This window comes from Micromonospora andamanensis, assembly GCF_016863495.1.
In the GTDB taxonomy this organism is placed as follows: Bacteria; Actinomycetota; Actinomycetes; order Mycobacteriales; family Micromonosporaceae; genus Micromonospora; species Micromonospora andamanensis.
This window is the reverse complement of sequence record NZ_BOOZ01000028.1, coordinates 65,381-86,959: the sequence shown is the minus strand read 5'-3', so window position 1 is coordinate 86,959 and position 21,579 is coordinate 65,381. Positions and strand designations below refer to the sequence as shown.

The following is a 21,579-nucleotide window of genomic DNA, read 5'->3' as shown; positions in this document are numbered from 1 at the left end:
GATCGCACAGCCGCGTCACCCGGCGGAAACCTGCGGCATGCGACACTTCTTTCATGCTCCGCACTGTTTCCTCCGTCACGGTTGCCCTCGGCCTGGTCGGGGCCACCGTGGCGGTAACCGGTGCCGCGCTCGCCGCGCCCGGTTCGACCCCCGCCAAGGCTGCATCTCCGGTGGTGGCGGCGCTTCCGGCCGCCGCTGTCGGGCCGCCGGTCACGGCTGCGGGCAAGAAGCAGTGTGCGGTCACCGACTCGCGACTGCGTGAACTGTCCGGCCTGGTCGTGACCAAGAACGGCTACATCGTCATCAACGACAGCACCGAGCAGGACGACCGTAAGCGGGTCTTCTACCTCAACAAGGACTGTCAGGTCGTCCGCGAGGTCCCCTACTCCGGCGCGGGGCCGTTCGACACCGAGGATCTCGCCGTCTCACCGGACGGCAGGACGCTGTGGATCGCCGACACCGGTGACAACGTGACAAGCCGCGAGCGTCGCGAGCGGGTGGCGGTGTGGAGCATGCCGATCGGCGGCGGCAGCCAACCGAAGTTGCACCGGCTGTCGTACCCGGATGGCAAGCCGCGCGATGCCGAGGCGCTGTTGATCGGCGACGACAAACTGCCGTTGATCATCACCAAGGTCACCGCCGGCAAGGCCGAGATCTTCACCCCGGACGGGCCGCTCAAGACCGGCAATACCGAGCCTGTGCCGATGAAGAAGCTCGGCGACATCGAGCTGCCGAAGTCGGACACCGAGAATCCGCTGAGCACCTTCGGTCGGGTCGCGATCACCGGTGCGGCCCGCTCCTCGGACGGTGCGCGGGTGGTCCTGCGCACCTACGCCGACGCCTTCGAGTACGACGTCCAGAACGGCGACATCGTCGCGGCTCTCACCACGGGCACGCCCCGGGTCACCGCCCTGGCCGACCCGTTCGGCGAGGCGATCGCCTACTCGACCGACGGCAAGACCTTCCTGACCGTCTCCGACGCCGGCCACCTGGAGGACGACGACCCCGTCAACATCCTCGGCTACACCCCCTCCACCGAGGGGCCGAAGAAGCTGGCCAACGACCCCGACGCGGCGCAGAAGTCCGGGCAGTCCTTCCTCGACGGACTGACCCCCACCGACATCATGTACCTGATCGCCGCGGTCGGCGTGATCGGAGCCCTGCTCGTCGGCGCGGGCATCTTCGGCATCCTGCGCGCCCGTAAGCGCCCGGCACCTGCCGGCCGGAACCGCGACGACGACGCCGACGTACCGGGCGGCACGAGCGACGGATTCGGCTCGGCCCAGGACCGGGGCCGGGGTGGGGTGTACGGCGGCGCGCAGTCCGCTGGCGTCTACGGCGGCTCGCCGGCCGGCGAGCGACCCGGCGCTGGCACACGTCCGGGCGGAGTCTACGGCGGCGGTGGCCGACCGGCCGCCGGGAACGGCGCGCGCCCCGGTCAGGGCGGGGGTGGCGTCTACGGCGGTGGTGGCCGGCCCGGCGGTGACGGTGCTCCGGTCTACGGCGGGCGGCCCGGAGGTGGCAGACCGGCCGGTGGCGGTGGCCGTCCCGGCGGTGGCGTCTACGGCGGCAGCGGTGGTGGTGCGCGCGGCGGTGGACAGCCCGGCGGGGGAGGGCGCGCAGAGCCCCCTCGGCGTGGTGGCCCCACCGAGCCCGACTACCGGGGTCGACGCTCCGGCCGCTACCGGGAGGACGACGGCGAACCGTACGGTCAGGTACGCGGCGGCAACTACGGCTACCGGGGCGACAGGTACTGAGCTGGTGACCGGTACTGACCCCTGGTCAGTACCGGTGTCGCGGACCGTCGAGTCAGATGCGGCGCAGCACCGCGACCACCCGGCCCATGATGGTGGCGTCGTCACCGGGGATCGGGTCGAAGGCCGGATTTTGCGGCATCAGCCAGACGTGACCGTCGCGGCGACGGTAGGTCTTCACTGTCGCCTCGCCGTCGAGCATGGCGGCGACGATCTCGCCGGAGTCTGCTGTCGGTTGTTGCCGGACGACCACCCAGTCACCGTCGCAGATCGCCGCGTCGAGCATCGAGTCACCCTTGACCTGGAGCATGAAGACCTCGCCCTCGCCGACCAGCTCGCGGGGCAGCGGGAAGACGTCCTCCATCGACTGCTCAGCGAGGATCGGCCCACCGGCGGCGATGCGACCGAGCATCGGCACGTAGGCCGGGGTGGGTCGCTGGGCGCGGCTCAACTCGTCGTCGACGTCGTTCGGGGACCGGACGTCGACAGCCCGGGGCCGGTTCGGGTCGCGCCGGAGGAAGCCCTTCTTCTCCAGCTCCTTGAGCTGGTAGGCGACGCTGGACGGGGAGACCAGCCCGACCGCCTCACCTATCTCGCGCACGCTCGGTGGGTACCCGTGGCGCTCCACCCAGGTGCGGATGAAATCCAGGATGCGACGCTGCCGGGCGGTCAGATCGACAGTCGCCGGGTCGGGAAAACCGCTGACCACCGGGGTCACCTGGCGCACGGCCGGCTGACCGGAGCGGGCACGGGTGACGCTCCGGCGTCGGGCGGCCGGCGGACCCGCCTCGACGCTCTGCTGCGGGCTCTGCGGCCGGTTGGCCCGGTCCTCGGTCACGTCCGTCCTCCCTGGTCGGCGCTGGGTGCCTCGGCGGCTCGTGGTGCGCACGGTGATCTCATGGCCGGATGGCAGACCATGGTCACCTCCGGCTGTTCATGACCGTATAGGTGAGATCGGTCTTTTTCAAACATCTGTACGACCTGTCTTCGCGTGTCGATGCGGAAAATCGTCACGACCCCGGGGCCGTACTGATAAATAGTACGTGTGTTCTATCGGAGAGGAATTGTCGACGCTCCCGCCGGGCCGGGGGGTAACCGCTGCGGCTGGTTCGCGTTGGGCTCTCCGGTTGGGCGCAACAGGTGATGCGGGTGTGGTCCGGGGTGACGCGCCGGACACGCCGACCAACTTGACCCCGGATCGTCGGCGGCATACGGTCGACCCCTAGATGTAGTAGTCACATGGGCGTAAGTTGCCTACAGGTTGGGTTCGACTACCGACCGCACTCCTGCGCCGCCGAGCCGGTGGCCATCCTGCGGGGATGGCTCCGGCCACCGAGGCGTGCCCGGAGGGCGGGCAGGCGAACCTGTGGTCGATCGAGGAGGTCAGGCGATGCGGTGTCCGTACTGCCGGCACGCCGACTCCCGGGTGGTCGACTCGCGGGAGGCCGACGACGGCCAGCTGATCCGGCGGCGGCGGTCCTGCCCCGAGTGCGGCAAGCGGTTCACCACCGTCGAGGAGGCGGTGCTCGCCGTGGTCAAGCGCAGCGGCGTGACCGAGCCGTTCAGTCGGACGAAGATTATCGGCGGGGTGCGCAAGGCGTGCCAGGGCCGGCCGGTCGACGAGGACTCGATAGCACTGCTGGCGCAGCGGGTCGAGGAGACCGTCCGGGCCAAGGGGGCCGCCGAGATTCCCAGCCACGAGGTGGGGCTGGCCATCCTGGGTCCGCTACGGGACCTGGACGAGGTGGCCTACCTGCGGTTCGCCAGCGTCTACCGGTCATTCGACTCGCTCGCCGACTTCGAGCGGGAGATCGAGACGCTACGGGCCGCCGCGCGCGCCCGGGAAGGTGCCGGAGCCGAGGCGGCCAGCGCCGCCGGCCGCGCGCAGTGAGCTTCTTTCAGCAGTACCAGTGACAGTCGGATCGCGCGGCGGACCCGCGCGGACGAGGGGGCGGATGAGATGCCGGGGGACGGTGTGACGACAAGCAGGTCACGAAGCAAGGCAGGCGCGGGGCTCAAGGTCGAGCGGGTCTGGACGACCGCCGGGGTGCACCCGTACGACGAGGTCGCCTGGGAACGCCGCGACATCGTGATGACCAACTGGCGGGACGGCTCGATCAACTTCGAGCAGCGGGGCGTGGAGTATCCGGAGAGCTGGAGCGTCAACGCCGCGAACATCGTGACCACCAAGTACTTCCGGGGCGCGGTGGGGACCCCGGAGCGCGAGTGGTCGCTCAAGCAGTTGATCGACCGGGTGGTCACCACCTACCGCACCGCAGGTGAGGAGTACGGCTACTTCGCCTCCCCGGCGGACGCCGAGATCTTCGGGCACGAGCTGACCTGGATGCTGCTGCACCAGGTGTTCAGCTTCAACTCCCCGGTCTGGTTCAACGTCGGCACGCCCTCACCCCAGCAGGTCAGCGCGTGCCTGCCGTACGACTCCCTGGTCAGCACTCCCGGTGGCCTGGTGCCGATCGGCAAGCTTGTCGAAGACGGCGCGGTCGGTACCAAGGTCTACGACGGCACCGGCCTTACCAGCATCGTCGCCGTCAAGGCCAACGGCGTGCGCGAGGTTCTCCGACTGCACACCAAGGCGGGCTACACGCTCGATGTCACCCCGGACCACGTGGTGTGGAAGAGCACGGGGAGCGGCACCGGTACGTGGGTCGAGGCCGGCACCCTCAACCCCGGTGACAAGCTCGAATGGCACCGCACCTACGCCTACGGCGAGAGCGAACTGGACCTGCGGGAGATCCGCGAAGCCGCACTGGCCGGCTGGTTGCAGTCGGACGGGTTCGTCGGCCAGTACGCCGAGGGGACCAACCGGTCATTGACGATCGAGGCGATGACCGTCAACGACGACGAACTGGACTGGGTCACCACCACCCTCGACGAGGTGTTCCCTGGCGCGCACCGCAACGAGCGCTCGGTGAGCACTCAGGACGAGAACCTCGACTGCCGGCGTACCCGCCTCTACGGCGAGCACCTCCGTCCGTTCGTGGAGAAGTGGGACCTGCTGACCCGGGGCACCGAAATGACGGTGCCGCAGCGGCTGTTCACCGCGCCGTTGCCGGTCGTCGCCGCGTACCTGCGCAGCATCTTCCAGGCCGAGGGTTACGTCTCGGCGCGCGACCGGTCAACGCTCGTCGCGGTCGACATGATCTCCGAAGAGCTGATCCGGGGCGTGCAGAGCCTGCTGCTGCGCTTCGGCATCTTCTCCCGGGTGTCGTTCAAGGCGGACGCCCGACCGGACCGCAAGGGTTGCTGGTCCGTCCGGATCCAGAACGACGGTGACCGGGATCTGTTCGCCACCCACATCGGGTTCATCGGCGCGGAGAAGATGGCCAAGCTCGAAGCGGGCTTCGCCAAGCCGGGCCGGCCCGCCGCCGACGTGAAGCGGCTGGAGATCGACCGGATTGAGCCGCTCGGCTCGATGGAGGTCTACGACATCCAGACTGAGAGCGGCGAGTTCCTGGCCGGCAACCTGCGGGTGCACAACTGCTTCATCCTCGCCGTCGATGATTCGATGGACTCCATCCTGGACTGGTACAAGGAGGAGGGGCTGATCTTCAAGGGCGGCTCCGGTTCCGGGGTCAACCTGTCCCGGATCCGTTCCTCCCGGGAGCTGCTCTCCTCCGGCGGCACCGCCTCCGGCCCGGTCAGCTTCATGCGCGGCGCTGACGCCAGCGCCGGCACCATCAAGTCCGGCGGCGCCACCCGGCGCGCGGCCAAGATGGTCATCCTCGACGTCGACCACCCCGACATCGAGGAGTTCGTGGTCACCAAGGCGCGCGAGGAAGACAAGATCCGCGCGCTGCGCGACGCCGGGTTCGACATGGACCTCGGCGGTTCCGACATCGTCAGCGTCCAGTACCAGAACGCCAACAACTCGGTCCGGGTCTCCGACGAGTTCATGTCGGCGGTGGAGAACGGCGGCACGTTCGACCTGCGTGGCCGGCTCGACGGCTCGGTGATCGACACCATCGACGCCAAGAACCTGTTCCGCACCATCTCCAAGGCCGCCTGGGAGTGCGCCGACCCCGGCCTCCAGTACGACGACACCATCAACGACTGGCACACCTGCCCGGAGACCGGCCGGATCACCGCGTCGAACCCGTGCTCGGAGTACCTGCACCTGGACAACTCCTCGTGCAACCTGGCCTCGCTGAACCTGATGAAGTTCCTGCGTGCCGACGGCGGCTTCGAGGTGGAGAAGTTCGTCAGGTCGGTCGAGCTGGTCATCACCGCGATGGACATCTCGATCTGCTTCGCCGACTTCCCGACCGAGAAGATCGGCGAGACCACCCGGGCGTACCGGCAGCTCGGCATCGGCTACGCCAACCTGGGCGCCCTGCTGATGGCCTCCGGCCTGCCGTACGACTCGGACCAGGGTCGCTCGCTGTCCGCCGCGATCACCTCGCTGATGACCGGCACGGCGTACCGTCGTTCCGCTGAGCTGGCCGGCATCGTCGGCGCTTACGACGGTTACGCCCGCAACGCGGAGCCGCACAAGCGGGTGATGCGCAAGCACGCCGCCGCCAACGACGAGATCAAGCCGTCCGGCACGGTGGCTACCGCCGTGGTCCGCGAGGCCACGAAGCAGTGGACCCTCGGCAACAAGATCGGTGACAAGAACGGCTGGCGCAACTCCCAGGCCAGCGTGCTCGCGCCGACCGGCACCATCGGCCTGATGATGGACTGCGACACCACGGGCGTGGAGCCGGACCTGGCCCTGGTCAAGTTCAAGAAGCTTGTCGGCGGCGGCTCGATGCAGATCGTCAACCAGACCGTGCCGCGCGCCCTGCGCTCCCTCGGGTACCCGGAGGAGCAGGTCGAGGCGATCGTGGAGCACATCGCCGACCAGGGCCACGTGGTGGACGCCCCCGGCCTCAAGCCGGAGCACTACCCGGTCTTCGACTGCGCGATGGGCGAGCGCTCCATCGCGCCGATGGGTCACGTGCGGATGATGGCGGCGGTCCAGCCGTTCATCTCCGGCGCCATCTCCAAGACGGTCAACATGCCCGAGCAGGCCACCGTCGCCGACGTCGAGAAGATCTACTTCGAGGGCTGGAAGCTCGGCCTCAAGGCCCTCGCGATCTATCGGGACAACTGCAAGGTCGGCCAGCCGCTGTCGGTGGCGAAGAAGAAGACCGCCGAGCCGGAGGCGACCGTCACCGCTGTGGAGCCGGTGGTGGAGAAGGTCGTCGAGTACCGCCCGGTACGCAAGCGGCTGCCGAAGAAGCGTCCGTCGGAAACCATCTCCTTCTCCGTGGGTGGTGCCGAGGGCTACCTCACCGCCTCGTCGTACCCCGACGACGGCCTCGGTGAGGTCTTCCTCAAGATGTCGAAGCAGGGCTCCACCCTGGCCGGTGTGATGGACGCCTTCTCGGTGGCCATCTCCATCGGGTTGCAGTACGGCGTGCCGCTGGAAACCTTCGTCAGCAAGTTCACGAACATGCGCTTCGAGCCGGCCGGCATGACCGACGACCCGGACGTGCGGATGGCGGCCTCGGTGATGGACTACATCTTCCGTCGCCTGGCGCTTGACTTCCTGCCCTACGAGCGTCGCGCCGAGCTGGGCATCTTCACCGCCAAGGAGCGGGCCGCCCAGCTCGCGGCCGAGGCCGAGGCCGAGGCGAACGGCACGGACCTGACCGCGATGGCCGCCTCCGCTCCGGTGGAGAGCAAGCCGGAGGAGTCGAAGGCCGGCCCGGTCGCCCAGCCGGCCCAGGAACTCGCCGACGTCGCCGCGATCAAGCCGGCACCGTCGGTCGGTTCCAGCACCGAGCTGCTGGAGGCCGTGATCGGCAAGGCCGCCGACGCACCGCTCTGCTTCACCTGCGGTACGAAGATGCGCCCGGCCGGTAGCTGCTACGTCTGCGAAGGCTGCGGCTCCACAAGCGGCTGCAGCTGATCCGAGTACGCGACGAGCCCCGGGCGGGGATCCGCCCGGGGCTCGGTCGTCTCTTGAGATCTTGGGCCGAAACGGCCCTCCCAGGGGCACTTTCGTACCAAGATCGGTCGAGCCTCTCGTCAGTGCTTGAGCGAGGCGAGGAACGCCGACCAGCGCTGGCCCTTGAAGCGAAGGACCGGCCCGGTGGCGTCCTTGCTGTCGCGGACAAGGATTCTGAGCGGGGTGCGCGCTACCTCGACGCAGGCGCCGCCGTTGTTGTCGCTGTAGCTGGACTTGCGCCAGACCGGGCGATGCGGGGTCTCCATGGCCACCCCCTCGGGTCTGTCACCGCTTCATGTCGTCCGCCATCCGCTGGATGAGCGTGCGCGACTCTACCGGCCCGAGAGCGGCTGCCCGGAGTCGGTCCCACAGTCGAGTGTAGGCCCGCACCGCGTCCGGGCGGTCGAGGTAATCGGCGTCCGTGAACGTCTCGACGTAGACCACATCTGTGGCCGCGTCATCGCCGAAGCGCAGGATGATGAAGCTGTAGGAGGCCGTGGCGTACGTCTGCGCGTCGAACGGGTACACCTGCAACTCGACGTTGGGTCGGTTGCTTACGTCGATCAGATGGAGCAACTGCTCGCGCATGGTGCCGTGGTCGCCGATGGTGCGCCGCAGTGCGGATTCGCTGAGTGCGACGCTGACATGTGGGCCGTCCAGCTCGCGCAAGATCGCCTGCCGCTCCAGGCGTACCTCGACCTGACGGTCGATGTCCTCGTCGGTGAGGCGTGGATGAGCGGTGGCATTCAGCGCGCGGATGTACGACTCTACCTGGGCCGTGTCGCACGCGGCGTGGTGAGCTACGGGCCGAGTTCGAGGGTGCGCCCGTGTCGCTCGCCCTCTACATGGGGTCCTACCTGGTCTGGGCCGCCGAGGACCTGACCTGGGTGCCGGTCTGCTGCACCGGCGCTTCATGGGGTGGATTCGGTAGTGAGGTGTCGGCGCAGGTCGATGGCGAGGGCGTCCATGTGGGCCTCGGGGACACGCTCGTCGGGTGGCGCGTGCAGGTAGGCGAAGGCGCGCGGACCACGGTGGTCGAGCGGGATGTCCGGCGGGCGCGGCACCACATGGAAGTGGACGTGCGCGAAGCCGGCTTGTTCGGCGTACTGCATGACGTAGGTCTTCACGCAGCCGGTGACGGCGGTCAGCGCCCGGGAGAGCCGGACCTGCCAGGTGCCGAGGCTCGCCGCCTCGGCGTCGGTCAGTTCGGCGATCGACGTGACGTGCCGGCGGGGTACGAGCACCAGCCAGCCGGGCAGTCGGCTGTCGAACGCGTGCACCACCCGCCAGTGCTCGTCGGCGTCGACGCGTTCCCGTGGCGGCAGTGTGTCGAACCGTTCCTTGCTGCGGCACACATAGCAGTCCATCCCCGAAGGTAGCGCCTTGGCGGGCGCTCCAGTAACCCAGGTGAGTGTCGGGGATCCCGCCGGTTGCCACCAGCGGTAGCATCGGATGATGACCGCAGAGCCACTTCCGCCGCCCTCGACCCCGGAGGGCGAGGGCGAGGCAACGCTTCATCTCATTTCGGAGCTGGCGAGCGCACTCAACGATCCCGAGTCGGCGCCTCCGGAGATCCGGGCCGCGCTGGCACGCCTTCTCGCTGACCCGTCCGCCAGGTCGGGCCGGCGGCTCCGTCTGGTGAGCCGGGCTCGCAAGGTGAGCGTGTCGATGCCCGAAGACCTCACGGCCGCCGTGCAGCAGCGGGTGGGGCGGGGGGAGTTCAGTCAGTACGTGACCGAGGCGGTCGCGCGGCAGCTCGAACTGGACCTCCTCGCGGAACTCTCCGCGCTCCTCGAAGCGGAGCACGGGCCGATCTCCGACGAGGCTCTGGACGAAGCGAGGCGCTCGTGGCCCGACGTGTAGTGGGCGCGGGTGGCGCACTCGTTCTCGACTGCGAAGGTCTGGTCAAGCTTGCGGCGGGAGACCAGCGCGTACGCGCCTTTCTGCAGACCGCCCACGAACGCCGCGCCAGAGTGATCGTCAGCGCGCTGACCTTGACCGAAGTGCTACGAGGAGGCCCTCGGGACGCCACCGTGCACCGGGTGCTGGCCCGGATCACCGTGCAGCCGGTGAGCGCGGAGCTTGGTCGCCGCGCGGGCGAACTTCTCGGCGCGACCGGCCTGTCCGGTCATCGATGTGCCATCGATGCGGTGGTGGCCGCGACGGCCCTGGAACTGGCGCGACCCGTGGTGTTGCTGACAAGTGACCCGGACGACCTGCACAGGCTCGTCGAGGAGCCGGACCGGCCGAAGGACGAACGCATTGCCGTGATCCACGTGTGAGCCAGATCCCGGGCCGACATCTGACCTTACCGAGGCAGACGTTGCGATGATCGGGCGATGACGATCGCTGAGCGCTACGTCAGGTTCGCCGAGCGCGAGGCGCGCGGGGTTTCTCCCTCGTACGAGCGGCTGGCCCACTCGGTTTCCCGCGACGAGGAACTGCTCACCCTGCTCGGCACCCTGCCGGAGGCCAAGCAGCAGCCAAACCTGCTCTTCGGCGTGGTACGCCTGCTCGGCGGGCCGGTCGACGATCCGGCCGAGTTCCGTGACTACACGTTCGCCAACTGGTCGACGGTCGAGCCGGAGGTCCGCACCCGGGTCACGCAGACGAACGAGGCCGGTCGCTGCGCCGTACTGCTGCCGTTGCTCGCGGCGCTGCCGCAGCCGCTCGCCCTGCTGGAGGTCGGTGCCTCCGCCGGCCTCTGCCTCTATCCGGACCGGTACGCGTACCGGTATGCCGGCAGCGCACCCGGTGGCCATCTGATCGGCGCGGCAGAGCCGGTGCTCGACTGTGTGGCCACGAACCTGACCCCGCCGGACCACCGGCCGGAGGTGGTGTGGCGGGCCGGCCTGGACCTGAACCCGCTGGACGTGACCGATCCGGCCGACGTGGCGTGGCTCGACGCCCTGATCTGGCCGGAGAACGAGCATCGTCGGGACCGACTGCGGGCGGCGGTAGCCGTCGTCGCCGCCGATCCGCCGCTGCTGGTCCGTGGCGACCTGGTCGACGACCTGCCGGCGCTGGCCGCGCAGGCACCGGCCGACGCGACCCTTGTGGTCTTTCACACGAGCGTGCTCTACCTGGTGCCGGCGCCGCGCCGGGTGGCCTTCGCCGAGACGGTACGCGGGCTGCCCGGTCACTGGATCGCCAACGAGGGGCCGGCGGTGCTGCCGTACGCCGGGCTGCCGCAGCCGCCCAGCGACGCGCACCTCAACGTGCTCGCGCTCGACGGGCAGCCACTGGCCTGGACGCGCGGGCACGGGCAGGAGATCACCTGGTTCGGGTAGCCGGCACGGCCAGCGCGGGCCGGCGGCGGAGCAGGTCTCGCAGTGACCAGCCGCTGGTCAGGTACCAGAGCGCGATGACCGGGTCGCAGGTCTCGCAGCTACCTGCCCACCCCCGTGTCGCGAGGCCGCGGCGAGGGCCGGCCAGAGTCGCGGACCGCGCCCGTCTGACAACGAGCGAGGGCGTGCGGGCGGCTGCGGTAGGGTGTGCGTGGCGCGCCCCTGCGCCCGACCTCCAGACCCGGTGCCCACGCCGCCGGGCGATCGCGGAGGCAAGGGGTCCACGGCCTCGGGGGAGCACGAGACTGGTTTGCGGATGTCCGGTTGTTGGCCGTCGCACCGTCGCGGGCGTGGGTCGGGCGGGTCGGCGCGCCGCAGACGAGGACACCATGACCAGCGACAAGCATCTCAAGGCCCGCATTCGTGCCCGCATGGCCAAGACCGGCGAGCGCTACGCCGAAGCGCGCCGGCACATCGTGGGCATCAGCCGCGAGCACACCGACCACGGGTACGCGCTGCGTGGCGGAATCCACCCCGAGACCGCGAACATCGCGAACGTGCTGCACCACCACGGGCGCGAGATCTCCGAGGCGATGGTGCTCGGAGTCGGTGGCGGCCTCGGCGCGGGCTACATCCTGTGGGAGTTCGCGGCGCACGACAGCGCCGTGCTGACGCTCGGGTTCCGGCACCGGTGGAACTACCTGGACTGGACCGACGCGACGCTCACCCGGCTCGGTGTGCCGTTCCGGGCGGAGCGGACCGGCGGGACGAGGAAGGCCCAGGCCGCGTTGACAAACGCCCTCGACGCCGGCCATCCGGCGATCATCGTGCCGGACCGGCAGATCGTCGGCTACTGGCATCTTCCCGCGCACCTCGACGGCTATGGCGGTCACCAGGTGGTGGCGTACGCACACACCGGTGGCGGGATCCGGCTCGATGATCGAAACCTCGGTCCGCTCACCGTCGACAGTGCCCGCCTGGACCGGGCCCGGGCCCGGGTCGGCTCGTACCGGAACTGTCTGTGGGAAATCGAAGGTCCGGGCGGCACGGATCTCGGGGCGGCAGTGCTGGCCGGACTCGGTGACTGTCTCGCTGGCCTCGGGGGTTCCTCGACGTCGTTCGCCCTGCCGGCTTGGCGCAAGTGGGCCAGGTCTACCGCCGACGCCAGGGCGGCGAAGGGATGGCCTACCGTTTTCGCGGGCGGCACGGGACTGGTCGGCGCTTTGCTGTCCATCTGGGAGGGAGTGGAGCCGGTGGGCGCCACCGGCGGGCACCTGCGTGACCTCTACGCCCGCTTCCTCGACGAGGCGGCCGTCCTGCTCCGCGCTCCGGATCTGACCGCCTGCGGGGATCGTTTCCGCGAGGCGGCAGCGGCATGGCACGCGGTGGCCGAGGCGGCGCTCCCCGCCGACGTACCCGATTACCGGCAGCTGCGAGAGTTGAGCGCCGATCTCGCGGCGGCTGTCACGCTCGGCGACGAGGGCGACGGCGAGCGCTCGACCTCCGCCGCTGCGCTCTGGGCCGCTCGTGCGGAACTCGACCGGCGGCCACCTGTCGATCCTGACTTCCCCGCCCTGGCGACCGCTATCGAGACGGCCTACGAGATCGAGTCGGTAGCGGTGGACCAGCTACGCAAGGCGGTCCGGTCGCTCGCGACGTAACCTCGCCCACCCTGCACATAGCGCGTCGTTCATGCACTTTCCGTCGGGACGAAGTGGCTGAAGACGGCCATTTCGGCGACCAGAAGTGCATGCTCGGCGGGCAGGGGGTGGGGAGTCTCAGGGGGTGAGTTCGGCGAGACGGGTGGTGAGGAAGTCGCGCTCGGCGTCGTTGTCGACCAGGTCGATGGCGGCTCGGTAGGCCTGCGCCGCCTCGTCGTCGCGGCCGAGCCGGTGCAGCAGGTCGGCCCGGATCGCCGGCAGGTAGTGATAGCCGGTGAGTCGCGGGTCCTCGGCGAGGGCGTCGACCTCGGCGAGCGCGACAACCGGTCCGTCCACCATCGACACCGCAACCGCCCGGTTCAACGACACCACCGGCGAGGGCCAGCGGTCCAGCAGCATGTCGTAGAGCTTGACGATCTGTGGCCAGTCGGTCGCCGCGTAGCTGGGCGCGAGGGCGTGCAGCGAGGCGATGGCGGCCTGCACCGCGTACCGGCCGGGTCGTCCGGTGCGGAACGCGCCGAGCACCAGGCGGCGTCCCTCGTCGATGGCGTCCCGGTCCCAGCGGGATCGGTCCTGGTCCGCCAGGCGCAGCAGTCGTCCCTCGACGTCGGTGCGGGTGGCCCGGCGGGCGTCGGTGAGCAGCAGCAGCGCGAGCAGCCCGGGGACCTCCGGTTCGTCGGGCAGCAGGGTGGCAAGCATCCGGGCCAGGTGCAGCGCCCGGTCGACCAGGTCGGCGCGGACCAGGTCGCCGCCGGTCGGCGCGATGTGCCCGGTGGTGTAGAGCAGGTGTACGACTGTGAGCACCGCATCCAGCCGTTCGGGCAGTTCGGCGGCCTCGGGGACCCGGTAGGGGAGCCGGGCGGCGGCGATCTTCTTCTTGGCGCGGGTGAGCCGGGCCGCCATCGTCGGTTCGGCGACCAGGAAGGCGTGGGCGATGTCGGCGGTGTTCACCCCGCACACCAGGCGCAGGGTGAGCGCCACCTGCGCCTCCCGGGCGAGCGCCGGATGGCAGCAGGTGAAGACGAGGCGTAGCCGGTCGTCCGGCACGGCGACCTCGTCCGGGATGTCCGGTCCGGCCTCCTCCGGCTCCACAAGCAGCGGCAGTTTCGCGCGGAGCACCTGCCGTCGGCGCAGTACGTCGAGGGCTTTGCGTCGGGCGGTCGCGGTGAGCCAGGCCCCTGGTCGGTCCGGTACGCCGTCCCGGGCCCACGCGCCGAGCGCCGCCACGTACGCCTCCTGGACGCTCTCCTCGGCGAGGTCGAAGTCACCGGCGACGCGCGCCGTGGCGGCGAGCACGAAGGTCCACTCGCGGCGGTGCGCGTCCGCCACGGCCCGTTCGGCTTCGGCGGTCCCGGGCGGTACGACGTCGCGCTCGCCGCCGCTCACTCGGCGGGCGGTTGGAACAGCGGTCGGACCTCCACCCCGCCGTCAATGGTGGCCGGGTTCAGCTTGGCGATCCGCACGGCGGTGTCCAGGTCCGGTGCCTCCAGCACGAAGAAGCCGGCGACGACCTCCTTGGCCTCGATGAACGGGCCGTCGGTGACGAGGTCGGCGCGGACGGCGGTGGCCGTGGTGCTCGGTTGCAGCGCGAAGCCCGTCACGATCTGCCCGCCCAGTTCGGCCACCTGCGCGGGGTACCGCTCCAGCAGGGCGATGTAGTCGGGGGTGAGGTCCATCGGGTCGGCCGGTGCCGGCGAGTAGATCAGGACCGCGTACTGAACCATGGTGTCTCCTTGATCGACTTCATCCTCTGTCCCATCGCTGGACGGGGCCAGTGCGGATTGACGCCGCCCGGGAAAACCTAGACTGCTCGGGATGAGCGGAGAACGACGGCCCCTGGCGGCACGGCCCCTGACCGAGCCGCACCCGTCGCGGCTGCCGCCCGATCATCCCGGCCGAGAGCGCATCCTGACAGTGCACGCCGCTGCCCTGGCCGCCGGTGACGCCGGCTACCTCGACCCGGACACCGGCCTGTTCGTCCTCACGGCCGGATTCCTGGCCCGCCGGGGCACCTGCTGCGGCCGGGGCTGCCGCCACTGCCCGTACGTCAGTTAGGCCGAGCAGGCGTGGTCAGGCGGCGGCGACGAAGACCCGGGAGGCGATCTCGCGGGGGAGCCGGACGCTCTCGCCGGAGCGGTCGATCGACACGGCATCGCGTTCCTGCGCCACCGTCACAGTGGCACCGGGGTCGACGCCGGCCGCGTGTAGTTGCCGGAGCACCTCGGCGTCGGTCTGGACGCTTTCGCAGATCCGCCGTACGACGACAGTGCCGGTCAGGCCGGGGAAGGCGAGGTTGCGCTCGCCGTCGGTCGGCTCGGGCTCGGCCTGACTGGGCGAGCCCAGCTCCTCCAGACCCGGAATCGGGTTCCCGTACGGCGACCGGGTCGGCCGGTTGAGCAGGTCGTAGACCCGCTTCTCGACCGCGTCGCTCATCACGTGCTCCCACCGGCAGGCCTCTTCGTGGGCCTCCTCGTAGGGCATCCCGATCACGTTTACCAGCAGCAGCTCGGCGAGCCGGTGCTTGCGCATCACCGAGACGGCGGTGCTGCGCCCCTGCTCGGTGAGGCTGAGGTGCCGGTCACCCTCGACGGTGAGCAGGCCGTCGCGTTCCATCCGGGCGACGGTCTGACTGACCGTGGGACCGCTCTGGCGCAACCGTTCGGCGATCCGGGCGCGCAACGGAGGCACGCCCTCCTCCTCGAGTTCGAGGATCGTACGCAGGTACATTTCGGTCGTGTCGACCAGGTCGTGTGACTTCATGGTGTCAGCGGCCCTCCAGGCCCTCGATGGTACCCTCCCGCACCCCGGACGTGTGTCGCCGAACCGTTGGGCATGTCACTCATGGTGTTGACTGAAGCACATGTCCGCTACTGAGGATCTTCTGGTCGAGGCCGACCGGCTCGCCGCCGAACTCGACGGCACCGACCCACCCACCCTGCTCGATGTCCGCTGGCGGCTGGTCGGGCCGCCCGGGCGGGACGACTACCTGGCGGGTCACCTGCCGGGCGCGGTCTTCGTCGACCTGGACACCGCGCTGTGCGGCGCGCCCGGTCCGGCCGGTCGGCACCCGCTGCCCGATCCGGCCGCGCTGGAGGCGACGTTGCGGGCGGCCGGGGTACGGGCCGGTCATCCCGTGGTGGTGTACGACGGCGGCGACGGGATGGCGGCGGCCCGGGCCTGGTGGACACTGCGCTGGGCCGGGCACCTACCGGTCCGGCTGCTGCACGGCGGCTACCCCGCCTGGATCTCGGCCGGCCTGCCGGTCAGCACCGACCAACCCGCACCGGCCCACGGCGACGTGGCGGTGCGCCCGGGAGCCCTACCGGTGCTGGACGCGGCGGCCGCCGCCCGGCTGGCGGCCGGCGACGGCGTCCTGGTCGACGTGCGGGCCGCACCCCGGTACCGGGGCGAGCAGGAGCCGATCGACCCGGTCGCCGGCCACATCCCCGGCGCGGTGAACCTGCCCGCGCCCGAGTACGTCGCCGAGGGCCGCTTCCCGACCGCCGATGCGCTGCGGGACCGCTTCGCCGCTGTCGGCGTGGCCGCCGAGGCTCCGGTCGGTGCGTACTGCGGTTCGGGGGTGACCGCCGCCCAGGCCGTGTTCGCGCTGCATCTGGCCGGCCGCACCGACGCCGCCCTCTACGTCGGCTCGTGGAGCCACTGGGTCGCCGATCAGAACCGGCCGGTGGCCACCGGCCCGACGCCCTGACCTGTCGGACGTTCGGCAGGCGCGCGGCCCGGCGACCGGGCCCTCGGGCGGACCCCGTGCGACCATGGGCAGATGTCCGACGACACGGTGGTGGTGTGGGACGAGTCGCTGCTCGCCTATGACCTCGGTGACCACCCGCTGGATCCGGTGCGGGTGGAGTTGACCATCGCGCTCGCCCGGGAACTGGGCATCCTGGAACGCGCCGGGGTGCGGTTGGTGCCGCCGTCGCCTGCCGACGACGCCCTGCTCACCCGGGTGCACGACCCCCGCTATCTGGACGCGGTCCGAATCGCGCCGCGCGATCCGCTCTTCGCCGGCTTCGGTCTGGGCACTTCGGACAATCCAGTTTTCGAGGGGATGCACGACTCCAGCGCGTTGGTCGCCGGGGCGAGCGTGATCGCGGCCGAGGCGGTGTGGCGGGGCGCGGCCCGCCGGGCGGTGAACGTCGCCGGTGGCCTGCACCATGCGATGCCCGCCCGGGCCGCCGGCTTCTGTGTCTACAACGACCCGGCGGTGGCCATCGCCCGGCTGCTCGACCTGGGTGCCGAGCGCATCGCGTACGTGGACGTGGATGTGCACCACGGCGATGGGGTGCAGCAGATCTTCTGGGACGACCCACGGGTGTTGACGATCAGCCTGCACGAGACGCCGCTCGCCCTCTTTCCCGGCACCGGTTTCCCGGACGAGACCGGCGGTCCGAACGCCGCGGGCACCGCTGTCAACATCCCGTTGCCGCCCGGGGTCGAGGACGCCGGTTGGCAGCGCGCCTTCCACGCGGTCGTGCCGTCGGTGTTGCGGGCGTTCCGCCCACAACTCCTGTTCACCCAGTGCGGAGCGGACGCCCATCGTGTCGATCCCCTCGCCGACCTGCACCTGTCGGTCGACGGGCAGCGCGCCACGTACCTGGCGTTGCGGGCGCTCGCCGACGAGTTGTGCGACGGGCGTTGGGTGGCCACCGGTGGTGGCGGGTACGCCCTGGTCGAGGTGGTGCCCCGGGCCTGGACGCATCTGCTGGCGGTGGCCACCGGCGCGCCGGTGGACCCGGCGACGCTGACCCCGCCGGCCTGGCGGGAGCTGGCGGCCACCCGGCGGCCCGGTTTCGACGTGCCGTTGCGGATGACCGACGACGTCGACCCGGGGTACGAGCCGTGGCAGCCGACAGGTGAACCCAGCCCGGTGGACCGCGCGATCGCGGCGACCCGCAAGGCGGTCTTTCCGTTGCTCGGTCTCGACCCACACGATCCCCGTGACTGACTGAGCCGGCCAGGGAGGGCCGTCCGAGGTGACCACCGCCGAACAAGCCGTCGACGTGCTGCTCAGCGACGGCAGCACCGTCCAGTTGCGACCGATCGATCCGTCCGACGCGCCCGAGATCGTGGCGATGCACGCCCGCTTCTCCGAGCGCACCCGCTACCTGCGCTACTTCTCGCCGTACCCCCGGATCCCCGAGCGGGACCTGCACCGCTTCGTCAACGTCGACCACCGCGACCGGGAGGCGTTCGTGGTGCTGGCTGGCGACCGGATCGTCGCCGTGGGCCGCTACGAGCGGCTCGGCCCGCAGTCGCCGGACGCCGAGGTGGCCTTCGTCGTCGAGGACGCCTACCAGGGGCGGGGCATCGGCTCGGTGCTGATGGAGCATCTCGCCGACGCCGCCCGTCGGGCCGGGATCGTGAACTTCGTCGCCGAGGTGCTGCCGGCCAACGGGCAGATGCTGCGAGTCTTCGCCGATTTCGGTTACCAGATCCAGCGCCAGTTCGCCGACGGGGTGGTGCATCTGAGTTTCCCGATCGCACCCACCGAGGCCACCCTCGAGGTGCAGCGCGGACGGGAGCACCGCACCGAGGCGCGGTCCATCGCCCGGTTGCTCGCCCCGCGTGGTGTCGCCGTCTACGGCGCCAGCGCCACCGGCCAGGGTGTCGGTGCGGCGGTGCTCGGGCACCTGCGCGACGGCGGGTTCACCGGGTCGGTGGTGCCGGTGCACCCCAGCGCCGCGCGGGTGGCCGGGCTGCCCGCGTACCCGTCGGCGGCCGAGGCCGGGCTGCCTGTCGACCTGGCGGTGGTGGCGGTACCTCCGGAGGCCGCCGCGACAGTGGTCGCCGATGCCGCGGCGGCCGGGGTGCACGGCCTGGTCGTGATCTCCGCAGGCTTCGCCGAGGCCGGCGTCGAGGGGGCCGCCGCGCAGCGTGCCCTGGTCCGGGCGGCCCACGCCGCGGGCATGCGGGTGATCGGCCCGAACTGCCTGGGGGTGGCCAACACCGACCCGGCGGTACGCCTCAACGCGACCCTCGCCCCGCGCCTGCCGGTGCCGGGTCGGGTCGGCATCTTCAGCCAGTCCGGCGCGTTCGGGGTGGCGCTGCTGGCGGAGGCCGACCGGCGAGGGCTCGGCCTGTCCAGCTTCGTCTCCGCCGGCAACCGGGCCGATGTCTCAGGTAACGACCTGTTGCAGTACTGGCAGGACGACCCCGGCACCGACGTGATCATGTTGTACCTGGAGACCTTCGGTAACCCGCGCAAGTTCGCCCGGCTGGCCCGGCGCATCGGTCGGGACAAGCCGGTGGTGGCGTTGGCCTCGCCGGCCCGCCCGCCGGGGGTGGGTGACGCCACCGGCCCGGACGCCACGGCCGTCAGCGCGTTGTTCGCCCAGTCCGGGGTGATCCGGGTGGACACCGTCGGCGAGCTGCTCGACGTCGGGGTGCTGCTGGCCAATCAGCCGCTGCCGGCCGGCAACCGGGTCGGCGTGGTGGGTAACTCTTCGGCGCTCACCGGGTTGGCGGCCACCGCCTGCGCGGCCCAGGGGCTCGCCGTCGCCGACGGCTACCCGCGTGACGTCGGGCCGAGGGCCAGCGCCGCCGAGTTCGCCGAGGCGTTGGCCGGGGCCGCCGCCGACGATTCGGTCGACGCGCTTGTGGCGCTCTTCGCCCCGCCGTTGCCCGGCCAGTTCACCGGCACCGAGGCCGACCTCACCGCAGCCCTGCCCGCGGCGCTGTCGGGTGGCAAGCCCGCGGTGGCCACCTTTCTCGTCGGCCGCGCCCCGGCCGGGATGCCCTCGTACCCGAGCGCGGAGGAGGCGGTTCGGGCGCTGGCCCGGGTCACCGCGTACGCGCAGTGGCTGCGCCGGCCGACCGGCAGCCTGGCGGAGCTGTCCGACGTCGACCCGGAGGCGGCCCAGGCGGCGCTGCGGGCGGACGACACCGACGCGGAGGCGTTGCTGGCCGCGTACGGCATCGACGTGGTCGAGTCGGTGCCGGCCGCCTCGGTCGACGAGGCCGTCGCGGCGGCCACCCGGCTCGGGTACCCGGTGGCGCTCAAGGCCGCGGCACCGGGGCTGCGGCACCGCCTGGACCTCGGTGCGGTCCGCCTCGACCTGCCCGACGCCGCCGCCGTGCGCCGCGCCTGTTCGGAGCTGGCGGCGGCCTTCGGCGCGGAGGTACTGGTGCAGCCGATGGTGCCGCCCGGCGTGGCCTGTGTCGTGGAACTGGTCGAGGATCCGGCGTTCGGGCCGGTGGTCGGGTTCGGGCTCGGTGGGGTCGCCACCGAACTGCTCGGTGATCGGGCCTGGCGGGCGGTGCCGCTGACCGACCGGGACGCGGCCGAGCTTGTCGACGCGCCCCGGGCGGCCCCGTTGCTCCGTGGTCATCGTGGGGCCGCGCCTGTGGATCGCGCCGCCCTGGCCGACCTGCTGTTGCGGGTCGGTCGCCTCGCCGACGACCAGCCCCGGGTACGGGCACTGACGCTGAACCCGGTGCTCGCCCGACCCGACGGCCTGTCCGTGCTGCACGCGCACGTGCGCATCGGTTCCGCCGCCGCGCCGCGCCCCGACACCGGGCCGCGTCGGCTGTGACGGGCAGGCGCGGTCAGGTCCGGCTGGAGATCTGCTGCACCGCCCAGGAGTTGCCGTCGGGGTCGGTGAAGAAGATGAAGCCGACGTTGTCCAACGGGTCCGGCACCGGGCGCGGGTTCTCGCCGAGCACCTGGATCTCGCTCACCTCGACACCGCGTTCGAGCAGCTCGGCGCGGGCCTTGCCGAGGTCGGGCACGACGAGTTGCAGGCCCTTCAGCGACCCCGGCGGCATCTGCGGCACGGCGCCCTTGCCGATGACGATCGAGCAGCCCGAGCCGGGTGGGGTCAGCTGCACGATGCGGACGTCGTCGCTGATCACCGTGTCGTGGTCGACGGCGAATCCGAGCTGGTCGGCGTAGAACGCCTTGGCCCGGTCCACGTCGGAGACCGGTACGACAACTACTTCCAGCGTCCAGTTCATTCTTGTTCTCCTGTTCTGGTGGCCAGCAGTTCGGCGAGCCGGGTGAAGCTTTCGGTGATCCCACGGGCCATCGGGTACCGCAGGGCGGTGTCGCGTCCCTCGGGGGTGGCGTAGCGCAGGGTGGTGGTGACGGTGGTCCGCCCGGCGAGTTCGGTGAACGTGTGGCTGACCAGGGTCTCGCCCGGGTAGGACTGGTCGTCGAAGTGTTCGGTGCAGACGATCCGGTGGGGCGCGTCGACTGTCCGGTAGACCCCGCGCTGGACCATCCGCTGTCCGTCGGGGCCCTGCGACTCGAACCGCCAGCGTCCGCCCACGCGCAGGTCCACCTCGCATCCGATGAGTTGCCAGCCGCGTGCGCCGTACCAGCGGACCAGCAGGTGAGGGCGGGTGAAGGCGGCGAACACGAGTCGCGCCGGTGCGTCGAAGAGCCGGCTCAGCGCGATCTCCCGATCGCCGGGCGTGTCGACCACCAGATGGTCGTCGATCACGGTGCCGCACTGTTCGCCGCGCCGGTGTCGCGTTGCCCCTCCTCGGCCGAGCGCAGCTCGTCGAGCAGGGCGTCGAGACGCTGGTAGCGCTCGGCCCAGTGGTCGCGGTACGCGGCGAGCCAGGCGGTGGCCTCCCGCAGCGGCGCGGCTTCCAGCCGGCAGGGGCGTCGTTGGGCGTCTCGCCCTCGGCTGACCAGTCCGGCACGTTCCAGCACCCGCAGGTGTTTGGAGATGGCCGGCTGACTCATCGCGAAGGGCGCGGCGAGCTCGGTGACGGTGGCTTCGCTGGCCGCGAGTCGGGCCAGAATGGCCCGCCGAGTCGGGTCGGCGAGCGCGGCGAAGGTGGCGTCCAAGTCGGTGAGCACTCTATATAACCTTCCGGTTAGATAACCAAAGGTTTCTACCGGTTGGCTGCCCGGGTCGTCAAGCGGGACGCGCATCGGCCCCGGCGAACCGCCGGGGCCG

At 71.0% G+C, this 21,579-nt stretch carries 20 protein-coding genes and 3 pseudogenes; 13 read left to right on the top strand and 10 right to left on the bottom strand.

Features of this window, described 5'->3' with window-relative positions:
* The first annotated feature begins 53 nt into the window (after positions 1–53).
* On the top strand, positions 54–1,757 hold the full coding sequence (locus Van01_RS22505; RefSeq protein WP_204011045.1) for a beta-propeller fold lactonase family protein: 1,704 nt from the start codon (positions 54–56) through the stop codon (positions 1,755–1,757).
* Between the two features lie 52 nt (positions 1,758–1,809).
* Here Van01_RS22505 and lexA read toward each other — a convergent pair whose 3' ends face one another.
* Positions 1,810–2,592 carry a transcriptional repressor LexA gene (gene lexA / locus Van01_RS22500; protein ID WP_204011042.1) on the bottom strand — a complete coding sequence of 261 codons (783 nt, stop codon included), beginning with the start codon at positions 2,590–2,592 and terminating at the stop codon, positions 1,810–1,812.
* Between the two features lie 552 nt (positions 2,593–3,144).
* Between lexA and nrdR the strand changes: the two genes are divergently transcribed.
* The 4 genes and pseudogenes from nrdR to Van01_RS33660 all read left to right on the top strand — a co-directional run.
* On the top strand, positions 3,145–3,645 hold the full coding sequence (nrdR, locus tag Van01_RS22495) for a transcriptional regulator NrdR (protein ID WP_204011039.1): 501 nt from the start codon (positions 3,145–3,147) through the stop codon (positions 3,643–3,645).
* Positions 3,646–3,714: 69 nt separating this feature from the next.
* A pseudogene (locus Van01_RS33670) lies at positions 3,715–4,182 on the top strand (vitamin B12-dependent ribonucleotide reductase); the annotation flags it as partial.
* A pseudogene (locus tag Van01_RS33665) lies at positions 4,183–5,064 on the top strand (LAGLIDADG family homing endonuclease); the annotation flags it as partial.
* A 177-nt stretch (positions 5,065–5,241) separates the two neighbouring features.
* Positions 5,242–7,668: pseudogene (locus Van01_RS33660) on the top strand (vitamin B12-dependent ribonucleotide reductase); the annotation flags it as partial.
* A gap of 119 nt (positions 7,669–7,787) precedes the next feature.
* On the opposite strand, the gene Van01_RS22475 reads toward Van01_RS33660, so the two are convergent.
* The 3 genes from Van01_RS22475 to Van01_RS22465 are packed head-to-tail and all read right to left on the bottom strand — an operon-like array spanning position 7,788 to position 9,074.
* Positions 7,788–7,973, bottom strand: coding sequence for a DUF397 domain-containing protein (locus tag Van01_RS22475; RefSeq protein ID WP_204011036.1), 186 nt, complete (start codon positions 7,971–7,973; stop codon positions 7,788–7,790).
* A 19-nt stretch (positions 7,974–7,992) separates the two neighbouring features.
* The gene (locus Van01_RS22470; protein WP_239099227.1) at positions 7,993–8,622 is read right to left on the bottom strand and encodes a DUF5753 domain-containing protein; all 630 of its coding nucleotides are present in this window, start codon (positions 8,620–8,622) and stop codon (positions 7,993–7,995) included.
* Positions 8,619–9,074 (bottom strand): HIT family protein, encoded by a 456-nt coding sequence (locus Van01_RS22465; protein ID WP_204011034.1) that lies wholly within the window; start codon positions 9,072–9,074, stop codon positions 8,619–8,621. The genes Van01_RS22470 and Van01_RS22465 overlap by 4 nt, the downstream gene beginning before the upstream one ends.
* Before the next feature lie 88 nt (positions 9,075–9,162).
* On the opposite strand from Van01_RS22465, the gene Van01_RS22460 reads away from it, so the two are divergent.
* From Van01_RS22460 to Van01_RS22445, 4 genes are all read left to right on the top strand, one after another.
* Positions 9,163–9,570, top strand: coding sequence for a hypothetical protein (locus Van01_RS22460; RefSeq protein ID WP_204011033.1), 408 nt, complete (start codon positions 9,163–9,165; stop codon positions 9,568–9,570).
* Positions 9,555–9,989, top strand: coding sequence for a type II toxin-antitoxin system VapC family toxin (locus Van01_RS22455; protein WP_204011032.1), 435 nt, complete (start codon positions 9,555–9,557; stop codon positions 9,987–9,989). The genes Van01_RS22460 and Van01_RS22455 overlap by 16 nt, the downstream gene beginning before the upstream one ends.
* Positions 9,990–10,046: 57 nt before the next feature.
* Positions 10,047–10,997 (top strand): DUF2332 domain-containing protein, encoded by a 951-nt coding sequence (locus tag Van01_RS22450; protein WP_204011023.1) that lies wholly within the window; start codon positions 10,047–10,049, stop codon positions 10,995–10,997.
* 386 nt (positions 10,998–11,383) lie between these two features.
* Positions 11,384–12,655, top strand: coding sequence for a BtrH N-terminal domain-containing protein (locus tag Van01_RS22445; RefSeq protein WP_204011020.1), 1,272 nt, complete (start codon positions 11,384–11,386; stop codon positions 12,653–12,655).
* Between the two features lie 117 nt (positions 12,656–12,772).
* Here Van01_RS22445 and Van01_RS22440 read toward each other — a convergent pair whose 3' ends face one another.
* Together Van01_RS22440 and Van01_RS22435 are read right to left on the bottom strand one after the other, a co-directional pair.
* Entirely contained in the window at positions 12,773–13,951 is a 1,179-nt protein-coding gene (locus Van01_RS22440) for an RNA polymerase sigma factor (protein WP_204011158.1), read from the bottom strand.
* Positions 13,952–14,037: 86 nt separating this feature from the next.
* Positions 14,038–14,379 carry a YciI family protein gene (locus Van01_RS22435; RefSeq protein ID WP_204011009.1) on the bottom strand — a complete coding sequence of 114 codons (342 nt, stop codon included), beginning with the start codon at positions 14,377–14,379 and terminating at the stop codon, positions 14,038–14,040.
* A 91-nt stretch (positions 14,380–14,470) separates the two neighbouring features.
* Between Van01_RS22435 and Van01_RS22430 the strand changes: the two genes are divergently transcribed.
* Entirely contained in the window at positions 14,471–14,710 is a 240-nt protein-coding gene (locus Van01_RS22430) for a DUF5522 domain-containing protein (protein ID WP_204011007.1), read from the top strand.
* Positions 14,711–14,725: 15 nt separating this feature from the next.
* Here Van01_RS22430 and Van01_RS22425 read toward each other — a convergent pair whose 3' ends face one another.
* Entirely contained in the window at positions 14,726–15,415 is a 690-nt protein-coding gene (locus tag Van01_RS22425) for an iron-dependent transcriptional repressor DtxR (protein WP_204011005.1), read from the bottom strand.
* Positions 15,416–15,515: 100 nt separating this feature from the next.
* Here Van01_RS22425 and Van01_RS22420 point away from each other — a divergent pair, with 100 nt between their 5' ends.
* The 3 genes from Van01_RS22420 (at position 15,516) to Van01_RS22410 (ending at position 20,205) form a co-directional block, all read left to right on the top strand.
* Positions 15,516–16,364 (top strand): sulfurtransferase, encoded by an 849-nt coding sequence (locus tag Van01_RS22420; RefSeq protein WP_204011002.1) that lies wholly within the window; start codon positions 15,516–15,518, stop codon positions 16,362–16,364.
* 72 nt (positions 16,365–16,436) lie between these two features.
* Positions 16,437–17,618, top strand: a complete 1,182-nt coding sequence (locus Van01_RS22415) for an acetoin utilization protein AcuC (RefSeq protein WP_204011000.1) — start codon at positions 16,437–16,439, stop codon at positions 17,616–17,618.
* A 28-nt stretch (positions 17,619–17,646) separates the two neighbouring features.
* Positions 17,647–20,205, top strand: coding sequence for a bifunctional acetate--CoA ligase family protein/GNAT family N-acetyltransferase (locus Van01_RS22410; protein WP_204010998.1), 2,559 nt, complete (start codon positions 17,647–17,649; stop codon positions 20,203–20,205).
* 13 nt (positions 20,206–20,218) lie between these two features.
* Here Van01_RS22410 and Van01_RS22405 read toward each other — a convergent pair whose 3' ends face one another.
* The 3 genes from Van01_RS22405 to Van01_RS22395 are packed head-to-tail and all read right to left on the bottom strand — an operon-like array spanning position 20,219 to position 21,554.
* Positions 20,219–20,626, bottom strand: coding sequence for a VOC family protein (locus Van01_RS22405; RefSeq protein ID WP_204010990.1), 408 nt, complete (start codon positions 20,624–20,626; stop codon positions 20,219–20,221).
* Positions 20,623–21,114 (bottom strand): SRPBCC family protein, encoded by a 492-nt coding sequence (locus tag Van01_RS22400; protein WP_204010978.1) that lies wholly within the window; start codon positions 21,112–21,114, stop codon positions 20,623–20,625. Before Van01_RS22400 ends, Van01_RS22405 begins: the two co-directional genes overlap by 4 nt.
* Entirely contained in the window at positions 21,111–21,554 is a 444-nt protein-coding gene (locus Van01_RS22395) for an ArsR/SmtB family transcription factor (RefSeq protein WP_204010975.1), read from the bottom strand. The genes Van01_RS22400 and Van01_RS22395 overlap by 4 nt, the downstream gene beginning before the upstream one ends.
* Between the last annotated feature and the right edge of the window lie 25 nt (positions 21,555–21,579).

Bases quoted from the DNA above. Each gene is read 5' to 3' on its own strand.
- Van01_RS22505 (WP_204011045.1), top strand. From the start codon at position 54: ATGCTCCGCACTGTTTCCTCCGTCACGGTTGCCCTCGGCCTGGTCGGG.
- nrdR (WP_204011039.1), top strand. From the start codon at position 3,145: ATGCGGTGTCCGTACTGCCGGCACGCCGACTCCCGGGTGGTCGACTCG.
- Van01_RS22475 (WP_204011036.1), bottom strand. From the start codon at position 7,973: ATGGAGACCCCGCATCGCCCGGTCTGGCGCAAGTCCAGCTACAGCGAC.
- Van01_RS22470 (WP_239099227.1), bottom strand. From the start codon at position 8,622: ATGAAGCGCCGGTGCAGCAGACCGGCACCCAGGTCAGGTCCTCGGCGG.
- Van01_RS22465 (WP_204011034.1), bottom strand. From the start codon at position 9,074: ATGGACTGCTATGTGTGCCGCAGCAAGGAACGGTTCGACACACTGCCG.
- Van01_RS22460 (WP_204011033.1), top strand. From the start codon at position 9,163: ATGACCGCAGAGCCACTTCCGCCGCCCTCGACCCCGGAGGGCGAGGGC.
- Van01_RS22450 (WP_204011023.1), top strand. From the start codon at position 10,047: ATGACGATCGCTGAGCGCTACGTCAGGTTCGCCGAGCGCGAGGCGCGC.
- Van01_RS22445 (WP_204011020.1), top strand. From the start codon at position 11,384: ATGACCAGCGACAAGCATCTCAAGGCCCGCATTCGTGCCCGCATGGCC.
- Van01_RS22435 (WP_204011009.1), bottom strand. From the start codon at position 14,379: ATGGTTCAGTACGCGGTCCTGATCTACTCGCCGGCACCGGCCGACCCG.
- Van01_RS22430 (WP_204011007.1), top strand. From the start codon at position 14,471: ATGAGCGGAGAACGACGGCCCCTGGCGGCACGGCCCCTGACCGAGCCG.
- Van01_RS22425 (WP_204011005.1), bottom strand. From the start codon at position 15,415: ATGAAGTCACACGACCTGGTCGACACGACCGAAATGTACCTGCGTACG.
- Van01_RS22420 (WP_204011002.1), top strand. From the start codon at position 15,516: ATGTCCGCTACTGAGGATCTTCTGGTCGAGGCCGACCGGCTCGCCGCC.
- Van01_RS22415 (WP_204011000.1), top strand. From the start codon at position 16,437: ATGTCCGACGACACGGTGGTGGTGTGGGACGAGTCGCTGCTCGCCTAT.
- Van01_RS22405 (WP_204010990.1), bottom strand. From the start codon at position 20,626: ATGAACTGGACGCTGGAAGTAGTTGTCGTACCGGTCTCCGACGTGGAC.
- Van01_RS22395 (WP_204010975.1), bottom strand. From the start codon at position 21,554: ATGCGCGTCCCGCTTGACGACCCGGGCAGCCAACCGGTAGAAACCTTT.